Raw genomic sequence first — 16,019 nt, forward strand, 5'->3', positions numbered from 1 at the left:
TTTTGTTGTCCTCAAGCGTGAGCAGGATTCAGGGCAGGGATCCGCACGTCTTCAATACGGCCCTGGGCAGCTGTCTTGATCACGTTCCACAACATGATGCACATACCGCCCAAGTACAGGAAACCACCCAGCAAACGAATCACATAGAAGGGGAACGTTGCTTTCACGGATTCCACAAAGGTGTAGGTCAAGCTGCCATCGGGGTTGACCGAGCGCCACATCAGACCCTGCATCACACCGGCAATCCACATCGAAGCGATGTACAACACGATACCGATGGTGGCCACCCAGAAGTGAATTTCAATGGCAGGCACCGAATACATCTTCTTCTGACCGAACAGACGGGGTATCAGGTAGTACATGGAACCCATGGTCACCAGGCCCACCCAGCCGAGGGCGCCGGAGTGCACGTGGCCCACGGTCCAGTCGGTGTAGTGCGACAGCGCGTTGACGGTCTTGATCGACATCATCGGGCCTTCGAAAGTGGACATGCCGTAGAACGACAGCGACACGATCAGGAAGCGCAGGATGGGGTCATCGCGCAATTTGTGCCATGCGCCCGACAAGGTCATGATGCCGTTGATCATGCCGCCCCAGCTGGGCGCCAACAGGATGAGGGAGAACACCATGCCGATGGACTGTGTCCAGTCGGGCAAAGCGGTGTAGTGCAGGTGGTGCGGGCCAGCCCACATGTAGGTGAAGATCAGCGCCCAGAAGTGAACGATCGACAGGCGATAGGAGTAAACAGGGCGCTCGGCCTGCTTGGGGATGAAGTAATACATCATGCCCAGGAACCCCGCCGTGAGAAAGAAACCCACCGCATTGTGGCCGTACCACCATTGCACCATCGCATCTTGCACACCGGCATAGGCCGAGTACGAGTGTGTCAGGCTGGTAGGCAACTGGATGTTGTTGAAAATGTGCAGCAAGGCCACTGCAATGATGAAGGCACCGTAGAACCAGTTGGCCACGTAGATGTGGCGAACCTTGCGGATACCGACCGTGCCGAAGAACACGATGGCGTAGGCAACCCAAACCACTGCAATCAGCAAGTCAATAGGCCAGATCATTTCGGCGTATTCACGGCTCTGGGTCAGTCCCATGGGATAGGTGATCACCACCAAGACGATAATCAGGTTCCAGCCCCAGAAGGTGAAGGCCGCGAGCTTGTCGGAGATCAGGCGCGTCTGGCAGGTCCGCTGAACCACGTAGTAGCTCGTGGCGATCAGGCCTGAACCACCAAAAGCGAAAACCACCGCGCTGGTGTGCAACGGACGGAGACGGCCATAAGACAGCCATTCAATGCCCTGTGTGAGCTCAGGCCAGGCCAGTTGGGAAGCGATGATCACGCCCACCAACATGCCGACCACACCCCAGATCACGGTCATGATGGCAAATTGCCTGACCACTTTATCGTTATAGACCGCCGCCCGGCTGGTCTTTGCTGTCACGGACATACAGAACTCCTCATAAATGTCACTAAAGGGAGTGTGGTCACTGCCCCCGCCAATCGCCTTGACTTAAGTCAATCGCCCCGAAGAATGCGCTCACCTTCGCGCTCAATGTTGTCAAACTGACCCGCTTGCAATGCCCACCAGAAGACACCGATGATCCCGAATACCAGCAAAACCGAAACGGGAATGAGCAAATAAAGAATATCCACTTGAAATCCTCAAACAAAACTCTGTTGCGTGGCGATGTTACGCCACTGAAACCATACTCTCACGTGTATGAACCGCTGCTTCTGGCCCTTTCGACGCCAGGCGAAGCGCATTGACGATCACCAGAAGTGAGCTGCCCGCCATACCCAAGCCGGCCAACCAGGGAGGCATCCAGCCCACGAGGGCCATCGGAATGCTCACTGCGTTGTAAAGGGCGGCCCACATCAGGTTTTGTTTGACGATGCGCATCGTCGCGCGCGCCTGAACAATGGTGTGGGCCACGTCCATCACCCGCCCACCCTGAATCACGCAGTCAGACTGCGCTTGAGCCAACGGGGCCGCATGGCCCAAGGCAAAGGATGTATCCGCTCGCGCAAGAACCGGGCCATCGTTCAGCCCATCACCGACCATCGCCAGACGCACGCCCCTGGCTTGCAATGCCATCACCTCGGCCAGTTTTCTCTCAGGCGAAGCCTCGGCAATCACATGATCCACGCCTACCGCCCGGCCCACCCACAACGCAGCGGCGTCCCGATCGCCCGAGAGCAACCAGGTTTCCAGGCCAAGCGCTCTCAAGGCCTGAACGGCTTCCCGGGCATCCTCTCGCACGCCCTCACTCAATTCGAAAGTGGCAGCCCAGCCTTCGTTGTCCGCCAGATAGGCATGTGGCGCAGCCTGTCCGTCAGTGTCGTTGCGCTCAACGCCGCAAAATGCGGCCGATCCCAGCTTGAGCCAGCGTCCATCTGGCAGTTCGCCGCGAAGCCCTTGCCCCGCCACTTCATTCACTTCGGCAAAAGCAAGCAACCCACCAGCCCTTGAAGGCAACTCACCGCCGGCAGCCGCCAGCGCTCGCGACACGGGGTGGAGCGAGACTTGCGCAAGCGCAGCGGCCTGACCCAGCGCAGCTTCCCGCGGCACCCCATCGCGCAACCACACCTTGCCCAGCGAGAGACGGTCGTGTGTCAAGGTACCCGTTTTGTCAAACACCACGGCATTGATCCGCGAAAGGGTTTCCATGGCCTGCAGGCGTCTGACCAGAATGCCGCGGCGAGCCAGCGCGCCAGCCGAGGTGAGCATCGCTGCGGGCGTCGCCAAAGACAAGGCGCAGGGGCAGGTCACGATCAGCACGGCCACAGCCACCGCGAGGGCCTTGGTGTGGTCAATTTGCCACCAGTACCAACCCGCCACCGCCGCACCCAGCAAAACCAACACGAGAAACGGCGCAGCGATCCGGTCGGCCAGCACCGCCAGACGTGGCTTTTCAGTACTGGCTTTTTCCATCAAAGAAACGATTTGACCGAATCGTGTGTCTCGACCCAGGCGCTGCACACCCATCTCCACCGGACCCGCCAGATTGAAGCTGCCCGCCACAACCGACTCACCCTGCTTGCGGGTGACTGGATGGGACTCACCCGTGAGCAAAGCTTCATCCACTGTCGCAGTGGTGCTCAATACCTCGCCATCGGCTGGAAATGCCTGCCCAGCATGGACCCGTACCACATCGCCTACAACCAATCGCCTTGCGGATACAGGCTCAAAAACGCCATCGGGCTTGCGCCGTTCGCACACCTCGGGCAAACGGTTCATCAGGCTGTCGAGCGCACCCGCCGTGCGGTCACGCGCCTTGAGCTCCAGGTACCGGCCACCCAGCAAAAAGAACACGAACATGGTCAACGAATCAAACCAGACTTCATGCCCCCAGGGCCCGGTGGGGTCAAGAACGACCGCAGAGCTCACAAGAAAGCTGACAAGAATGCCGATGGAAACGGGTGTGTCCATGCCCACCCGGCCATGCTTCAAATCGCGCCAGGCGCTTTGGAAAAAGGGTCCCGAAGCAAAAAACACCACAGGCAAACTGAGCAGCCAGCTCGCCCAGCGAAGCAACTGATTGATGTCGGCAGGAATTTCGCCAGGCTCGGTGACATACGCTGGCAGGGCATACATCATGACTTGCATCGCGCAGAAACCTGCCACGAACAAGCGCCAGAGCGCACGCCGGGTTTCCCGCAAACGCTCACTGATTGAAAGGGCCTGCTGCATCGGCAGCAGGCGGTAGCCGGTTTCACCAACCACCTGCGCCAGACTGGAAATGCGTGTGACTGCCGGGTCCCATCGGACCGTCAGGCGCCGCGTTGCCGCATGCACTTGTGCACTTTTCACGCCTGGCAGGTCCTGCAGTGCACACTCCACCGTATCGGCACAGGCAGCGCAGTACATCCCTTGCACCATCAACACCGACTCGGCCAATGGCAAACCATCCACTTCGGCGTATTCGGTGAAGTCCCGCTGCTCGACCGGATCGTCCAATACGGCGAAGTTGTCCGTCACCGTAAGCGGTCCACGGTGCGCACCGAACAACCCGGTATCCGTCGCGGGATCAGGTGAAAGATCTCCCAACAGGCGCCCAACAGGGGGCGCAGCGACGGCCTCGTTCATGGATTGAGGGTAATTCAGCAAGGGTTTCATCCGCTTGATTTAAATCAACTGTGCACGGGTGGGGTTTGGTAACCTATTCTCAAGCAACCAACCCTTCCAAGGAGCAATAACCATGTACAAGCGAATTCTCGTGGCAACCGATGGTTCCAAGCTTTCGAAAATGGCAGTAGACCACGCCATCAACCTGGCCGACATCACTGGCGCCGAAGTGGTGGCACTTAAAGTGGTTCCCCGCTATCCGCAAACCTACTTTGAAGGCGGCGTGGCGTTGGCGGCAAACGAAATAGCTCGCATTGAAAAGCAATGGCACGATGAAGCCATGGCGACGGTCACCGCTGTCAAATCGGCTGGCCAACTGCGCGAAGTCAAAGTCAAGCCGATCACGGTGAAATCAGACCTCATCGCCGAAGCGGTCATCGCAGCTGCGAAACGCAACAAATGCGACCTGATCGTCATGGCCTCTCACGGTCGCAGAGGGCTCAAGCGCTTGCTCCTGGGCAGCGAAACCCAGCAGGTACTGACGCATTCGCACATCCCGGTTCTGGTCTTGCGATGATTGCCTCCGGGCAAAGGTGGTGCCTGGTGAGGGCACCCGGGAGACTTTTGCCCGCGAACGCCCTGGTCGTCGCCCACATTCGGCGAAACAATCAGAAAACGGGCGGTCTTTTCGCCAAAAACGCCGAAATGCCTTCCCGGTGTTCGGCCGAGTCGGCATAGGCATAGGCGTTCCCAAGCAGCTGTTCACTCGCGCCTTGTGCCAGCAAAGATCGAATGGTTTGCTTGTTCAGACGGGCGGCACGGGGTGCCAGCAAGGCTACGCGGGCAGCGCGCTGACCTGCATCGTTTTGCACGTCAATATCAGCCACCACCGCATTCAGAAACCCCCGATTGAGCATTTGCTCGGCATCGAAGACCGCCGCTTCCAGCAACATGGCTCGGGCCACCGAGGTGCCTGCTTCGCGCATCACCAACTGCGCCTCGCGCGGTGCCATCGGAAACCCGAGGCGTGCGATTGGCGCACCAAACCGGGCGCTGCGACCCGCCACGCGCAAGTCGCAACAGCTGGCGATTTCCACACCCGCACCCATGCAATTGCCTTCAATCTGCGCAATCACCGGCACCGGACAATCCAGCACAGCCTGCAGGCCTCCCCAAACGTTGATCTCGTGAAATTCACGCAAAGCAGCTTCATCAAACCGGAAGCCGGGGTACTCGGCGATATCCCCTCCGGCACAGAAGTGCCCTCCTTCACCGGCAACGATGACGCAACGCAAACCGGCTCGCTGATTCAGGTCCTGGAAAACCACTTTCAGTTCATGCCACATCGCCCGTGACATTGCATTGAACTTGCCAGGGTGGGACACAACCACATGAGCGACGGCGCCCTCGTCCCGCAGCGTCACCCGATCCATGCCGCCGCTCATTTGTCGGTTACTGCCTTGCGGCCAAACCACATCCAGAGACCCAGCCCCCCACAATCATCGGCACGCAGAGCCATTGGCCCATGCTCATTCCCAAAGCCAGCAGGCCCAGGTGGTCATCAGGTTGGCGGAAGAACTCGGCAATGAACCGGAACACGCCGTAACCCAGGACAAACATGGCCGCCACCTGACCGCGGGCGCGCGGTTTACGCGCATACAGCCACAAGAGGGCAAACAGCAGCATCCCCTCAAGTAGAAACTGGTAGATCTGGGACGGGTGGCGCGGCAAATCACCAGCGCCACGAAACACCATGCCCCAAGGCAACGAAGGGTCGGCGACGCGACCCCACAACTCGCCGTTGATGAAATTGCCCATGCGTCCGGCGGCCAGGCCAGTGGGCACACAAGGCGCCAAAAAGTCCATCACCTCAAGGAACGGCCGGCCACGAGAACGCGCGTACCAAACCATCGCCACCATCACACCCAGCAAACCTCCATGAAAACTCATGCCGCCTTGCCATACAAAGAAAACCTCCAGCGGATGGCTCAGGTAATACGCTGGCTTGTAAAACAGGCAGTAGCCAATACGGCCGCCCAAAACCACCCCCAGAACACCGAGAAACAAGATGTCTTCAACGTCGCGCCGCGCCCAGGGCTGGGGCAATTTGACTGAGGCAAAAGGCTCGTGGCTCAGACGCCTGCCGCCCAGCCATACGAACAAGCCAAACGCCGCAAGGTACGTCAGGCCATACCAGTGGATAGCCAATGGGCCCAACTGGAGGGCGATGGGATCGATTTGAGGGTGAATCAGCATAGGGTCTATTGTGCCCGGGCAAACTCGATCAAACGCGACAGCGTGGGCACCTCACCGCCCTCGCGCCACACCAAGCTGGTTTCACAGGAGGGAACGGGCAAGCCCCGACTCACATCCAGCGGCCGGTACACGACGCCCGGACGCTGAAACTGGCGCACACTGTGCGGCACCCAGGCCAACCCCAGCCCTGCTGACACCAGATTGACGATGGTCTGCATCTGGATAGCTTCCTGAGCCACCAACGGCGAACGCCCACCGAGGTGGTACAGCCCGAACACCGCGTCGTATACGGAGGGCAAAATCCGCCTGGGAAACATCACCAAGGGCTCGTCCAGCACGTCGCGCACGCGCAGACTTTGAAATTGTGCCAAGGGATGGGCTTCTGGCAGCGCCACCATCATGGGTTCCGAAGAAATGACCCAATGGCTCAAGCCTGGAGGAGCAAACCCCGGTGCGTGCAATATGAAACCTGCATCGATTTGGTCTTCGGCCAAGAGCTGCATCTGCACATCCCCCGTCGCTTCGATCAACTCAAGGGCCACTTGCGGCCACTGCTCTCGAAACACCCGTACCCACTGCGGCAGAAGATCAAAACCCACCGTCGAGACAAAAGCCAAACGCAAGCGTCCGAGCTCCCCGGACGCAGCTGCCTGCGCCAAAGCCGGCAAGCCCGCAGCCCTCGTCAAAACCTCGCGCACCGCCGGCAGCAGCCCTGCTCCCGCCGCGGTGAGCTGCACGCGGCGCTTGGTGCGGTCAAACAAGCGCACACCCAAAGTGCGCTCAAGGCCCGCAATGGCTTGCGTCAACGGCGGCTGGGTCATATGCAGCTGCTCGGCTGCACGCCCAAAGTGCAAACAATCGGCCACGGCCACAAACTGGCGCCACACGCGCCATTCGATGGACTGTGTTTGCAATTCATATTTCATGTGTCAATCATATTAATGGATCGAGACAAATATATTGGAAAGAATTTATCGAGCGGCGCATACTCAGCAGACGCATCCTGCGGCCAAGCCGCGCTCTACCTCCATCTAACCTGCGAGACCTCTATGGCCGACAACAAAATCATTCCCATCACCCCCATGAATCAACGCAGCAAAAACATCACCGAGGGAAAGTCGCGCGCGCCCAACCGGTCCATGTACTACGCCATGGGCTATGAGGCGGGCGATTTCGTCAAACCCATGGTGGGTGTGGCCAACGGCCACAGCACCATCACGCCATGCAACTCCGGCTTGCAAAAACTGGCCGATGCCGCCATCGCTGCCATTGAGGAGGCCGGGGGCAATGCCCAGGTTTTTGGCACGCCAACCATATCCGACGGCATGGCCATGGGGACCGAAGGCATGAAGTACTCGCTGGTTTCGCGTGAGGTCATTTCAGACTGCGTGGAAACCTGCGTTCAAGGCCAATGGATGGACGGCGTGGTCGTGATCGGTGGGTGTGACAAAAACATGCCCGGAGGCTTGATGGGCATGCTTCGTGCCAACGTGCCAGCCATCTATGTGTATGGCGGCACCATCTTGCCAGGCCGCTACAAGGGTCAAGACCTCAACATCGTCAGTGTGTTTGAGGCCGTTGGCCAAAACGCCGCCGGCAATTTGAGCGATGAAGACCTGCTGGAGATCGAGAAACGCGCCATCCCTGGCACCGGATCCTGCGGTGGCATGTACACCGCCAACACCATGAGTTCAGCGTTTGAGGCCTTGGGTATCTCGCTGCCTTATTCGTCCACCATGGCCAATCCTCATGATGAGAAGCTGAACTCGGCCAAAGAATCGGCCAAGGTTCTGATTGAAGCCATTCGAAAAGACATCAAGCCTCGCGACATCGTGACCCGCAAATCAATCGAGAACGCGGTCGCCGTGATCATGGCCACAGGCGGCTCGACCAACGCGGTATTGCACTTTCTGGCCATCGCACACGCGGCAGGCGTGGAATGGACGATCGACGATTTCGAGCGCGTTCGCGTGAAAACGCCGGTGCTGTGTGACCTCAAGCCCAGCGGCAAATACCTTGCCGTCGATTTGCACAAGGCCGGAGGCATCCCGCAGGTCATGAAGGTGTTGCTCAACGCCGGTTTGCTGCATGGCGACTGCCTGACCATCACCGGGCAGACCATGGCCGAGGTTCTGAAAAATGTGCCCGATGTGCCCGCTGCGGATCAAGATGTGATTCGCTCGATCGACAAGCCAATGTATGCCCAGGGCCACCTCGCCATTCTCAAAGGCAACCTGAGCCCAGAGGGCTGCGTGGCCAAAATCACGGGCCTGAAGAACCCTGTGATCACTGGCCCAGCTCGGGTTTTCGACGACGAGCAATCGGCGCTCAAAGCCATCCTGGACGGCAAGATTGTGGCTGGCGACGTGATGGTCCTGCGTTACCTCGGACCCAAAGGCGGACCTGGAATGCCAGAAATGCTGGCCCCCACTGGCGCACTGATCGGAGCAGGGCTTGGGGAAAGTGTGGGGTTGATCACCGACGGACGGTTCTCAGGCGGCACCTGGGGCATGGTGGTGGGCCACGTGGCGCCCGAAGCCGCTGCTGGTGGAACAATTGCTTTCGTGCACGAGGGTGACACCATCACTATCGACGCACGTCAACTCAAGCTGGAGTTGCTGGTTTCAGAAGAAGAAATCGCCCAACGCCGAGCCGCTTGGATCGCCCCACAACCGCGCTACACGCGTGGCGTGCAGGCCAAGTTTGCCTTCAACGCATCAAGCGCCAGCAAAGGCGCGGTGCTCGACAACTACTGAGTGCGACGCGAAGAGCATTCGTAAGAGCTTTTTGGAGCCTGCTCACACCATTCCACTGATGTGAGCAGGTTGCAACAAAGAAAGAATGCAACCATTGCGCGGACAAGCCTGCTCGAAGCCCTCTCGAGCCCTGAATCAACGGCGAGGTGCTTTGATTCCCAGCGCTTCCTTGTGTTTATCGATCCGCTGCTTTTTCTTCAGATCCATTTTTTCCATTTCCTTGCGTTTGGTGTAGCCGGACGAGTCCGCGAAAGACCACCAGGCGACCGCCAAGGCAAACAAGCCCATCACCCACCACCAGGATGTATCGGCCACCATACCAATGCGCCAATAGTTCCAAACAAGTGCCACCACGCCAGCAATCAAGAAATACATCACACCCTCCAGTAAAGCTCCGACAAAGAGCGGCAAGCAACTGTAACTTTGCGTATCACGCAGCCAGCTCTATATAGAATCGAGCCTGTGAACTCTTCACCAACTTTGAAAAGGAACTGACCATGAAACGCGCTCTCCTCATTATGGCCGCGATGGCCGCCATTTCCGCGCCAGCGATGGCCGACGAAGCGTTGGCCAAGAGCAAGAACTGCATGGCTTGCCACGCAGTGGACAAAAAGCTGGTGGGTCCTTCCTACAAAGAAGTGGCCACCAAATACGCAGGCAACGCCAGCGCTGTCGATATGCTGGCCGCCAAAATCATCAAGGGTGGGTCTGGCGTCTGGGGTGCAATCCCCATGCCAGCCAACACCCAGGTGAACGAAGCCGATGCCAAGAAACTGGCGGCATGGGTTTTGAGCTTGAAGTAAGCAGTCAACCGCTGTCAAAAAAGGAACCCGCTTCAGGCGGGTTCTTTTTCGCCTGTAGCACTGCACCCGTCTCGCACGGCACTGGCGCCCTGTTCCGGTAGTGGCTCCAATAAAAAAGCCCGCAAGGCCAAAGACTTGCGGGCTTCTTTCAGCTGAACGATACGCCGGTCAGTAGGCTTGGCCGAGCTGGTCCAGAATGGCTGGGTTTTCCAGCGTCGAGGTGTCCTGGGTCACTTTCTCATTCTTCGCAATCGAGCGAAGCAGCCGGCGCATGATCTTGCCCGAACGGGTCTTGGGCAGGTTCTCACCAAAGCGAATGTCTTTGGGCTTGGCAATTGGTCCAATCTCCTTGGCCACCCAGTCGCGCAGTTCTTTGGCGATGGCCTTGGCCTCGTCACCGTGCGGCACGGCCCGCTTGAGCACAACAAAAGCACAGATGGCTTCGCCCGTCGTATCGTCTGGCCGCCCCACCACGGCAGCCTCGGCCACCAGGTCGGTCTTGCCCACCAGGGCAGACTCGATTTCCATCGTTCCCATGCGGTGACCTGAAACGTTCAACACATCATCAATTCGACCCGTGATGCGGAAGTAGCCCCGATCCGGACTGCGCACCGCGCCATCGCCAGCCAGATAGTAGCCTTTGAGTTCATCCGGGAAGTAGCTCTTCTTGAAACGCTCCGGGTCGCCCCAGATCGTACGGATCATGGAGGGCCAAGGCTTCTTGACCACCAGAATGCCACCCGAGCCGTTGGGCACATCGTTGCCGGTTTCGTCCACGATCGCGGTGGTGATGCCAGGCAGTGGCAAGGTGCAGGAGCCCGGAACCAGCGGCGTCGCACCGGGCAGCGGCGTGATCATGTGGCCACCGGTTTCGGTTTGCCAGAAGGTGTCCACGATGGGGCAGCGCTCACCACCCACATGCTTGTAGTACCACATCCAGGCTTCCGGGTTGATGGGCTCACCCACCGAACCCATGATGCGCAAGCTGCTCAGGTCGGAGCGCGCCGGATGCACTTTTTCATCTGCTTCAGCGGCTTTGATGAGCGACCGGATGGCGGTGGGCGCGGTGTAGAAAATCGAACACTTGTGGCGCTCGATCATCTGCCAGAAGCGGCCAGCGTTCGGGTAGGTGGGCACTCCCTCAAACACGATTTGCGTGGCACCCGCGGCAAGCGGGCCATATGCGACGTAGGTGTGACCAGTGATCCAGCCGATGTCGGCCGTGCACCAGAAGACATCATCGGGCTTCAAGTCGAAAGTCCATTGCATGGTGAGATTGGCCCACAGCAGGTAGCCGCCCGTGCTGTGCTGCACGCCTTTGGGCGTTCCTGTGGAACCAGAGGTGTAGAGCACAAACAGCGGATGTTCGGCACCGACCATCTCAGCCGGGCAGTCGGTTGACTGATTCGCCACGGCATCGTGCATGAACGTATCGCGGCCGGCCACCATGTTGCAGGCAGTCTGTGTGCGCTGGAACACGAAGACGTTTTTCACTGTTTCACAACCACCCAGCGCAATGCCCTCGTCAACGATGGCTTTCAGGGGCAGTTCTTTGCCGCCGCGCAACTGGTAGTTGGCGGTGACCACGGCGACCGCTTTGGCATCATGAATGCGCTCTTGCAGAGCCTTGGCAGAAAAGCCGCCAAATACCACGCTGTGGGTCGCGCCGATGCGGGCGCAGGCTTGCATCGCGACCACGCCTTCGACGGTCATGGGCATGTAGATGACCACGCGGTCACCCTTTTTCACACCACTGGCCTTCAAGGCATTGGCAAACTGCGAGACCTTGGCCAGCAGTTCTTTGTATGTGACCTTGGTGATTTCGCCACCATCGGCCTCAAAAATGATGGCCGTCTTGTTTTCAACGGGGGTGCCCATGTGGCGGTCCAGGCAGTTGTAAGAGGCATTCAACTCGCCATCGTCGAACCACTTGTAAAAAGGCGCGTCGGATGAGTCGAGCGTTTTCGTGAACGGCTTGTGCCAGGTCAGCGTTTCCCGCGCCCGCTTGGCCCAGAACCCTTCGAAATCACTCTCAGCTTCAGCGCACAACGCGTTGTAGGCATCCATGCCGGAAATGCGGGCCGACTTTCGCATGGCTTCAGAAGGCTCAAAAACACGGTTCTCAACCAGCGTGGACTCGATCGCGCTCGATGGTGTGGACATGGGGCAGTCTCCTCTTAGGGTGTGGATTCGGGAACCTGTTAACTGTGCGAAAAGGCTCTTACGAGCCACTTACACTCCCGCAAAGGGCGATTGCTGTCAGGCAATCGAGCCCTCGCGTGTTCTTAGAATAGACCACTTGCCGCATGTCGTGATGGGCACCATCCCTACACCTCTTTTTGTTCAATCTCAGAAAGCACCAGCCATGACCACCGCTATCCGCCAGGCCGATTTGATCGAGTCCGTCGCCGCCGCCCTCCAGTTCATCAGCTATTACCACCCGGCCGACTACATTGCCCACCTTGCTCGCGCCTACGAACGTGAGCAAAGCCCGGCGGCCAAGGACGCGATCGCGCAAATTTTGACCAACAGCAAGATGAGCGCTACGGGCCACCGCCCGATTTGCCAGGACACCGGGATCGTCAATGTGTTTCTGAAAGTGGGAATGGACGTGCGCTGGGACGGGTTCACCGGGAGTCTGGACGACGCGATCAATGAGGGTGTGCGCCAGGGCTACAACAACGCCGACAACAAGCTGCGCGCCAGCATCGTGGCAGACCCTCTCTTCTCCCGCAAAAACACGGGCGACAACACCCCTGCCGTGATCCACACCGAGATCGTGCCAGGGAACAAGGTGGATGTCACCGTGGCGGCCAAAGGCGGCGGCAGCGAAAACAAGAGCAAGATGATGATGCTCAACCCCAGCGACTCCATCGTCGACTGGGTGCTCAAAACGCTACCCACCATGGGCGCTGGCTGGTGCCCGCCGGGCATGCTCGGCATCGGCATCGGCGGCACGGCGGAAAAGTCTGTGTTGATGGCCAAACAAAGTCTGATGGAAGACATCGACATGTACGAGCTGCAAACCAAGGCGTCCAAAGGCGAAAAGCTGACCCAGGTGGAAGAGTTGCGCCTGGAGCTGCTTGACAAGGTCAATGCCCTTGGCATTGGCGCGCAAGGTCTGGGAGGCCTCACCACCGTGCTCGACATCAAGATCAAGATGTACCCCACCCACGCCGCGGGCAAACCCATTGCCATGATCCCCAACTGCGCCGCCACCCGCCACGCCCATTTCGTGATGGACGGGTCGGGGCCGGTTTATCTGGACCCACCGAGCCTCGATCTCTGGCCCAACGTCAACTGGACGCCAGACAATGAAAAGAGCCAACGCGTGGATCTCAACAAGCTCACCAAAGCCGACGTGGCCAGCTGGAAGCCTGGCCAGACCCTGCTGCTCAACGGCAAGATGCTGACCGGTCGCGACGCCGCCCACAAGCGCATTCAAGACATGCTGGCCAAGGGTGAACAACTGCCTGTGGACTTCACCAATCGCGTCATTTACTACGTCGGTCCCGTGGACCCCGTTGGTGATGAAGCCGTGGGCCCGGCAGGCCCCACGACCGCCACCCGCATGGACAAGTTCACCGACATGATGCTGGAGAAAACCGGCCTCATCGCCATGATCGGCAAGGCCGAGCGCGGCCCGGTTGCCATCGAGTCGATCAAGAGCCACAAGAGCGCTTACCTCATGGCCGTGGGCGGCGCCGCCTACCTGGTATCCAAAGCCATCAAGACTGCGAAAGTGGTGGGCTTTGAAGACCTGGGCATGGAAGCCATCTATGAGTTCGATGTGGTCGACATGCCGGTGACCGTGGCGGTGGACGCTGGCGGCACCAGCGTGCATATCACCGGACCAGCCGAGTGGAGCAAGCGCATCGCCACGGGCGAGTTCAAAGGCATTTCCGTCGCCGGCGCTTGACCACACTGGGTGTTTTTGACAGCGGCGTGGGTGGGCTCAGCGTTCTGCGCGAACTGCAGAAGCAACTGCCCACCGTTTCGTGCGTCTATGTCGCTGACAGCGCTTTCGCCCCTTACGGCGAACGCGATGTCGCCACCATTCAGGCCCGTGCCCAGACAATCACGACCTATTTGCGCCTGCACCACGGTATCAAGGCACTGGTCATCGCCTGTAACACGGCCACAGCGCACGCGGTCGAGGCAGTGAGGGCGACCCATCCCGACCTGCCCATCATCGGCGTAGAACCCGCGTTAAAGCCTGCCGCAGCACAAACCGTCAGCGGTCATGTCGGAATTCTGGCGACGCGTGGAACCTTGAGCAGCGAACGCTTTCTCCGACTGCGCACCCAAGTTGAATCATCGAGCAGCCGCACCGTGCATTTCTGGCCGCAAGCATGTGACGGGCTGGCCGATGCCATCGAACGCAATCGGCTGGAAGAAGTTCAAGCACTCGGCCAGCGCTATATGACAAGCCTCTTCAACGCTGGGCCGCAGGCCAAGAACATTGACACCATTGTTCTCGGGTGCACACACTACCCTTTTGCCCTCGAAACACTGCAATCTGCGGCGCTGGGCCACGGGGTGCGTTTCCTTGAAACCGGCCTTCCAGTAGCAAGAAGAGCGCGCGAATTGTTGGTGCCCATGATGCCGCCCGAGCCCGAGCCGGGGCTTGTCCTTCCACCCACCTTGTTCAGCACAGGCGATGCAACAGGCCTCAGCGGCGCGGCCCAGCGCTGGATTGACCCCAAGCTGTTTGCGCACACCGTTTCCATATAGGCAAGCCAGGCAAGAAACTGTCGGCGGCCAGAGGACCCGAGGGCGGTTGGGTCAACAAGATACGGTTCAGAAGCCTACGAAGCGCGCAGGGCCTTTGCCCGCCCTCGCGCCATATTTACTGGCAGCAACAACACCAGACCCACCAGAAATAACCCGGCGGTGGCGCCAATCGCCAAACGCTGGTTGCCGTCTGTGGCCCAGGTGATTGCTCCATAGCTCAACGGTCCAATGATGCTCGCCAGCCGGGTGGCAAACGCCCACAAACCGAAAAACTCTGCCAACCGCGCCGGTGGCGCAAACAGCCCAGCCATGGCCCGTCCCGAAGACTGGCTGGAGCCCATACAAAACCCGGCGATCGCCGCCGCATACCAGAAGCCACCTTTCGTGGTGGTCAGCGCGGCCATCACACAGGTCACCATCCATCCAAGCAACGTGATGCCCAGGGCGGCCTTGTGACCAACCCGGTCCTGCGCATAACCGAAAACGAATGCGCCCACCATGGCCGCGATGTTGAGCACAAAGATCAGAACCATGGTTTCTTGTTGAACAAACCCGATCACTTGCTCGGCATAAATGGCCGCCAAGGTAATCGCCACCGCGACACCGCCCTGATAGGCCACAGCACAGGCCAGCAACCACATGAAATCAACATATTCCCGCGCATCGAGAAACGTCGTCCTGAGTTGTCTCAGCGATGCTCTCCAGCCATCCTCTCGAGCAACTCCAGGTTGCGGCCGCGCACGTTCGCTCAGCATGGAAAGGGTGACTGAAGCGGCCAACGCAAATACGGCGGCAGTGATCAGCATCGTGACTGGCACGAACGCCGATGCCGCCTGCCCTTGCGCAGTCGCCCAAAGCACATAACCCAGACTCAGACCCAAAGCCAGCATGCCGCCAACATAACCGAGACTCCAACCCCACCCGCTCACCCTTCCCATGGCGGCAGGCCTGGCCAATTCAGGCAAGAAGGCCGCGCTCAGCGACTCACCCCAGGAAAAAAACACGTTGGACAACACGATCAAGACAACAGCCAGAGCCACGGCACCCGGCCCCACAAGGGCCAATGCTGCGGTCGCAGCCACACAACCCACAGTGGTCAACAACAACAAACGCTTTTTGGCTGCATGCCGATCGGCCCACGCGCCTATGGCGGGCATCGTCAACATAACGATTGCATGAGAAACGCTAAGGGCCAGCGTCCAGGCAAATGTCGCCCAGGGTGCCGAATCTGCAACGACACCCACGAAGTAGGCCGCAAACACGGCCGTCAAGACCACGGTCGTGTACCCGGAATTGGCGAAGTCGTACATGGCCCAGGCGAACACCTCCCGGCTGCGCACGCCAGGCTGCAAAGCGTCTTGGGAAAACCACGCCATCGAAGGACTCAAATGGCC

The 16,019-nt window shown here is 59.2% G+C and carries 13 protein-coding genes and 1 pseudogene; 5 read left to right on the forward strand and 9 right to left on the reverse strand.

Annotated features, from left to right (window positions below; genetic code table 11):
- Positions 1-11 precede the first annotated feature (11 nt).
- The 3 genes from ccoN to LPB072_RS13350 all read right to left on the reverse strand — a co-directional run bounded on the left by ccoN (position 12) and on the right by LPB072_RS13350 (position 4,097).
- Positions 12-1,457 carry a cytochrome-c oxidase, cbb3-type subunit I gene (gene ccoN, locus LPB072_RS13340; protein ID WP_066090630.1) on the reverse strand — a complete coding sequence of 482 codons (1,446 nt, stop codon included), beginning with the start codon at positions 1,455-1,457 and terminating at the stop codon, positions 12-14.
- 68 nt (positions 1,458-1,525) lie between these two features.
- The gene (ccoS, locus tag LPB072_RS13345; RefSeq protein WP_066090633.1) at positions 1,526-1,663 is read right to left on the reverse strand and encodes a cbb3-type cytochrome oxidase assembly protein CcoS; all 138 of its coding nucleotides are present in this window, start codon (positions 1,661-1,663) and stop codon (positions 1,526-1,528) included.
- A 37-nt stretch (positions 1,664-1,700) separates the two neighbouring features.
- Positions 1,701-4,097, reverse strand: coding sequence for a heavy metal translocating P-type ATPase (locus tag LPB072_RS13350; protein ID WP_082876952.1), 2,397 nt, complete (start codon positions 4,095-4,097; stop codon positions 1,701-1,703).
- Positions 4,098-4,209: 112 nt separating this feature from the next.
- Here LPB072_RS13350 and LPB072_RS13355 point away from each other — a divergent pair, with 112 nt between their 5' ends.
- Positions 4,210-4,653, forward strand: coding sequence for a universal stress protein (locus LPB072_RS13355; RefSeq protein WP_066090637.1), 444 nt, complete (start codon positions 4,210-4,212; stop codon positions 4,651-4,653).
- A gap of 91 nt (positions 4,654-4,744) precedes the next feature.
- Here LPB072_RS13355 and LPB072_RS13360 read toward each other — a convergent pair whose 3' ends face one another.
- From LPB072_RS13360 to LPB072_RS13370, 3 genes and pseudogenes are all read right to left on the reverse strand, one after another.
- Positions 4,745-5,509, reverse strand: coding sequence for an enoyl-CoA hydratase/isomerase family protein (locus LPB072_RS13360; RefSeq protein ID WP_066091005.1), 765 nt, complete (start codon positions 5,507-5,509; stop codon positions 4,745-4,747).
- A gap of 8 nt (positions 5,510-5,517) precedes the next feature.
- Positions 5,518-6,332 (reverse strand): annotated as a pseudogene (gene lgt, locus LPB072_RS13365) (prolipoprotein diacylglyceryl transferase).
- Between the two features lie 5 nt (positions 6,333-6,337).
- The gene (locus LPB072_RS13370) at positions 6,338-7,258 is read right to left on the reverse strand and encodes a LysR family transcriptional regulator (RefSeq protein WP_197508826.1); all 921 of its coding nucleotides are present in this window, start codon (positions 7,256-7,258) and stop codon (positions 6,338-6,340) included.
- A gap of 123 nt (positions 7,259-7,381) precedes the next feature.
- Here LPB072_RS13370 and ilvD point away from each other — a divergent pair, with 123 nt between their 5' ends.
- Positions 7,382-9,088 carry a dihydroxy-acid dehydratase gene (ilvD, locus tag LPB072_RS13375; protein WP_066090643.1) on the forward strand — a complete coding sequence of 569 codons (1,707 nt, stop codon included), beginning with the start codon at positions 7,382-7,384 and terminating at the stop codon, positions 9,086-9,088.
- Positions 9,089-9,223: 135 nt separating this feature from the next.
- Here the strand turns inward: ilvD and LPB072_RS13380 are convergent, their stop codons facing one another.
- Complete coding sequence (locus LPB072_RS13380; protein ID WP_066090646.1) at positions 9,224-9,463, reverse strand: TIGR04438 family Trp-rich protein; 240 nt, start codon at positions 9,461-9,463, stop codon at positions 9,224-9,226.
- A gap of 122 nt (positions 9,464-9,585) precedes the next feature.
- On the opposite strand from LPB072_RS13380, the gene LPB072_RS13385 reads away from it, so the two are divergent.
- On the forward strand, positions 9,586-9,891 hold the full coding sequence (locus LPB072_RS13385) for a c-type cytochrome (protein ID WP_066090649.1): 306 nt from the start codon (positions 9,586-9,588) through the stop codon (positions 9,889-9,891).
- A gap of 168 nt (positions 9,892-10,059) precedes the next feature.
- Here LPB072_RS13385 and acs read toward each other — a convergent pair whose 3' ends face one another.
- The gene (gene acs / locus LPB072_RS13390; RefSeq protein WP_066090652.1) at positions 10,060-12,054 is read right to left on the reverse strand and encodes an acetate--CoA ligase; all 1,995 of its coding nucleotides are present in this window, start codon (positions 12,052-12,054) and stop codon (positions 10,060-10,062) included.
- A gap of 202 nt (positions 12,055-12,256) precedes the next feature.
- Here acs and LPB072_RS13395 point away from each other — a divergent pair, with 202 nt between their 5' ends.
- Together LPB072_RS13395 and murI are read left to right on the forward strand one after the other, a co-directional pair.
- Positions 12,257-13,810, forward strand: a complete 1,554-nt coding sequence (locus tag LPB072_RS13395) for a fumarate hydratase (protein WP_066090656.1) — start codon at positions 12,257-12,259, stop codon at positions 13,808-13,810.
- Positions 13,807-14,625, forward strand: coding sequence for a glutamate racemase (gene murI, locus LPB072_RS13400; RefSeq protein ID WP_066090659.1), 819 nt, complete (start codon positions 13,807-13,809; stop codon positions 14,623-14,625). The genes LPB072_RS13395 and murI overlap by 4 nt, the downstream gene beginning before the upstream one ends.
- A gap of 74 nt (positions 14,626-14,699) precedes the next feature.
- Here murI and LPB072_RS13405 read toward each other — a convergent pair whose 3' ends face one another.
- Positions 14,700-16,001: an MFS transporter gene (locus tag LPB072_RS13405; RefSeq protein WP_066091011.1), complete on the reverse strand. Its 1,302-nt coding sequence runs from the start codon at positions 15,999-16,001 to the stop codon at positions 14,700-14,702.
- Positions 16,002-16,019 lie beyond the last annotated feature (18 nt).

This window comes from Hydrogenophaga crassostreae (assembly GCF_001761385.1).
Lineage (GTDB): Bacteria > Pseudomonadota > Gammaproteobacteria > Burkholderiales > Burkholderiaceae_C > Hydrogenophaga > Hydrogenophaga crassostreae.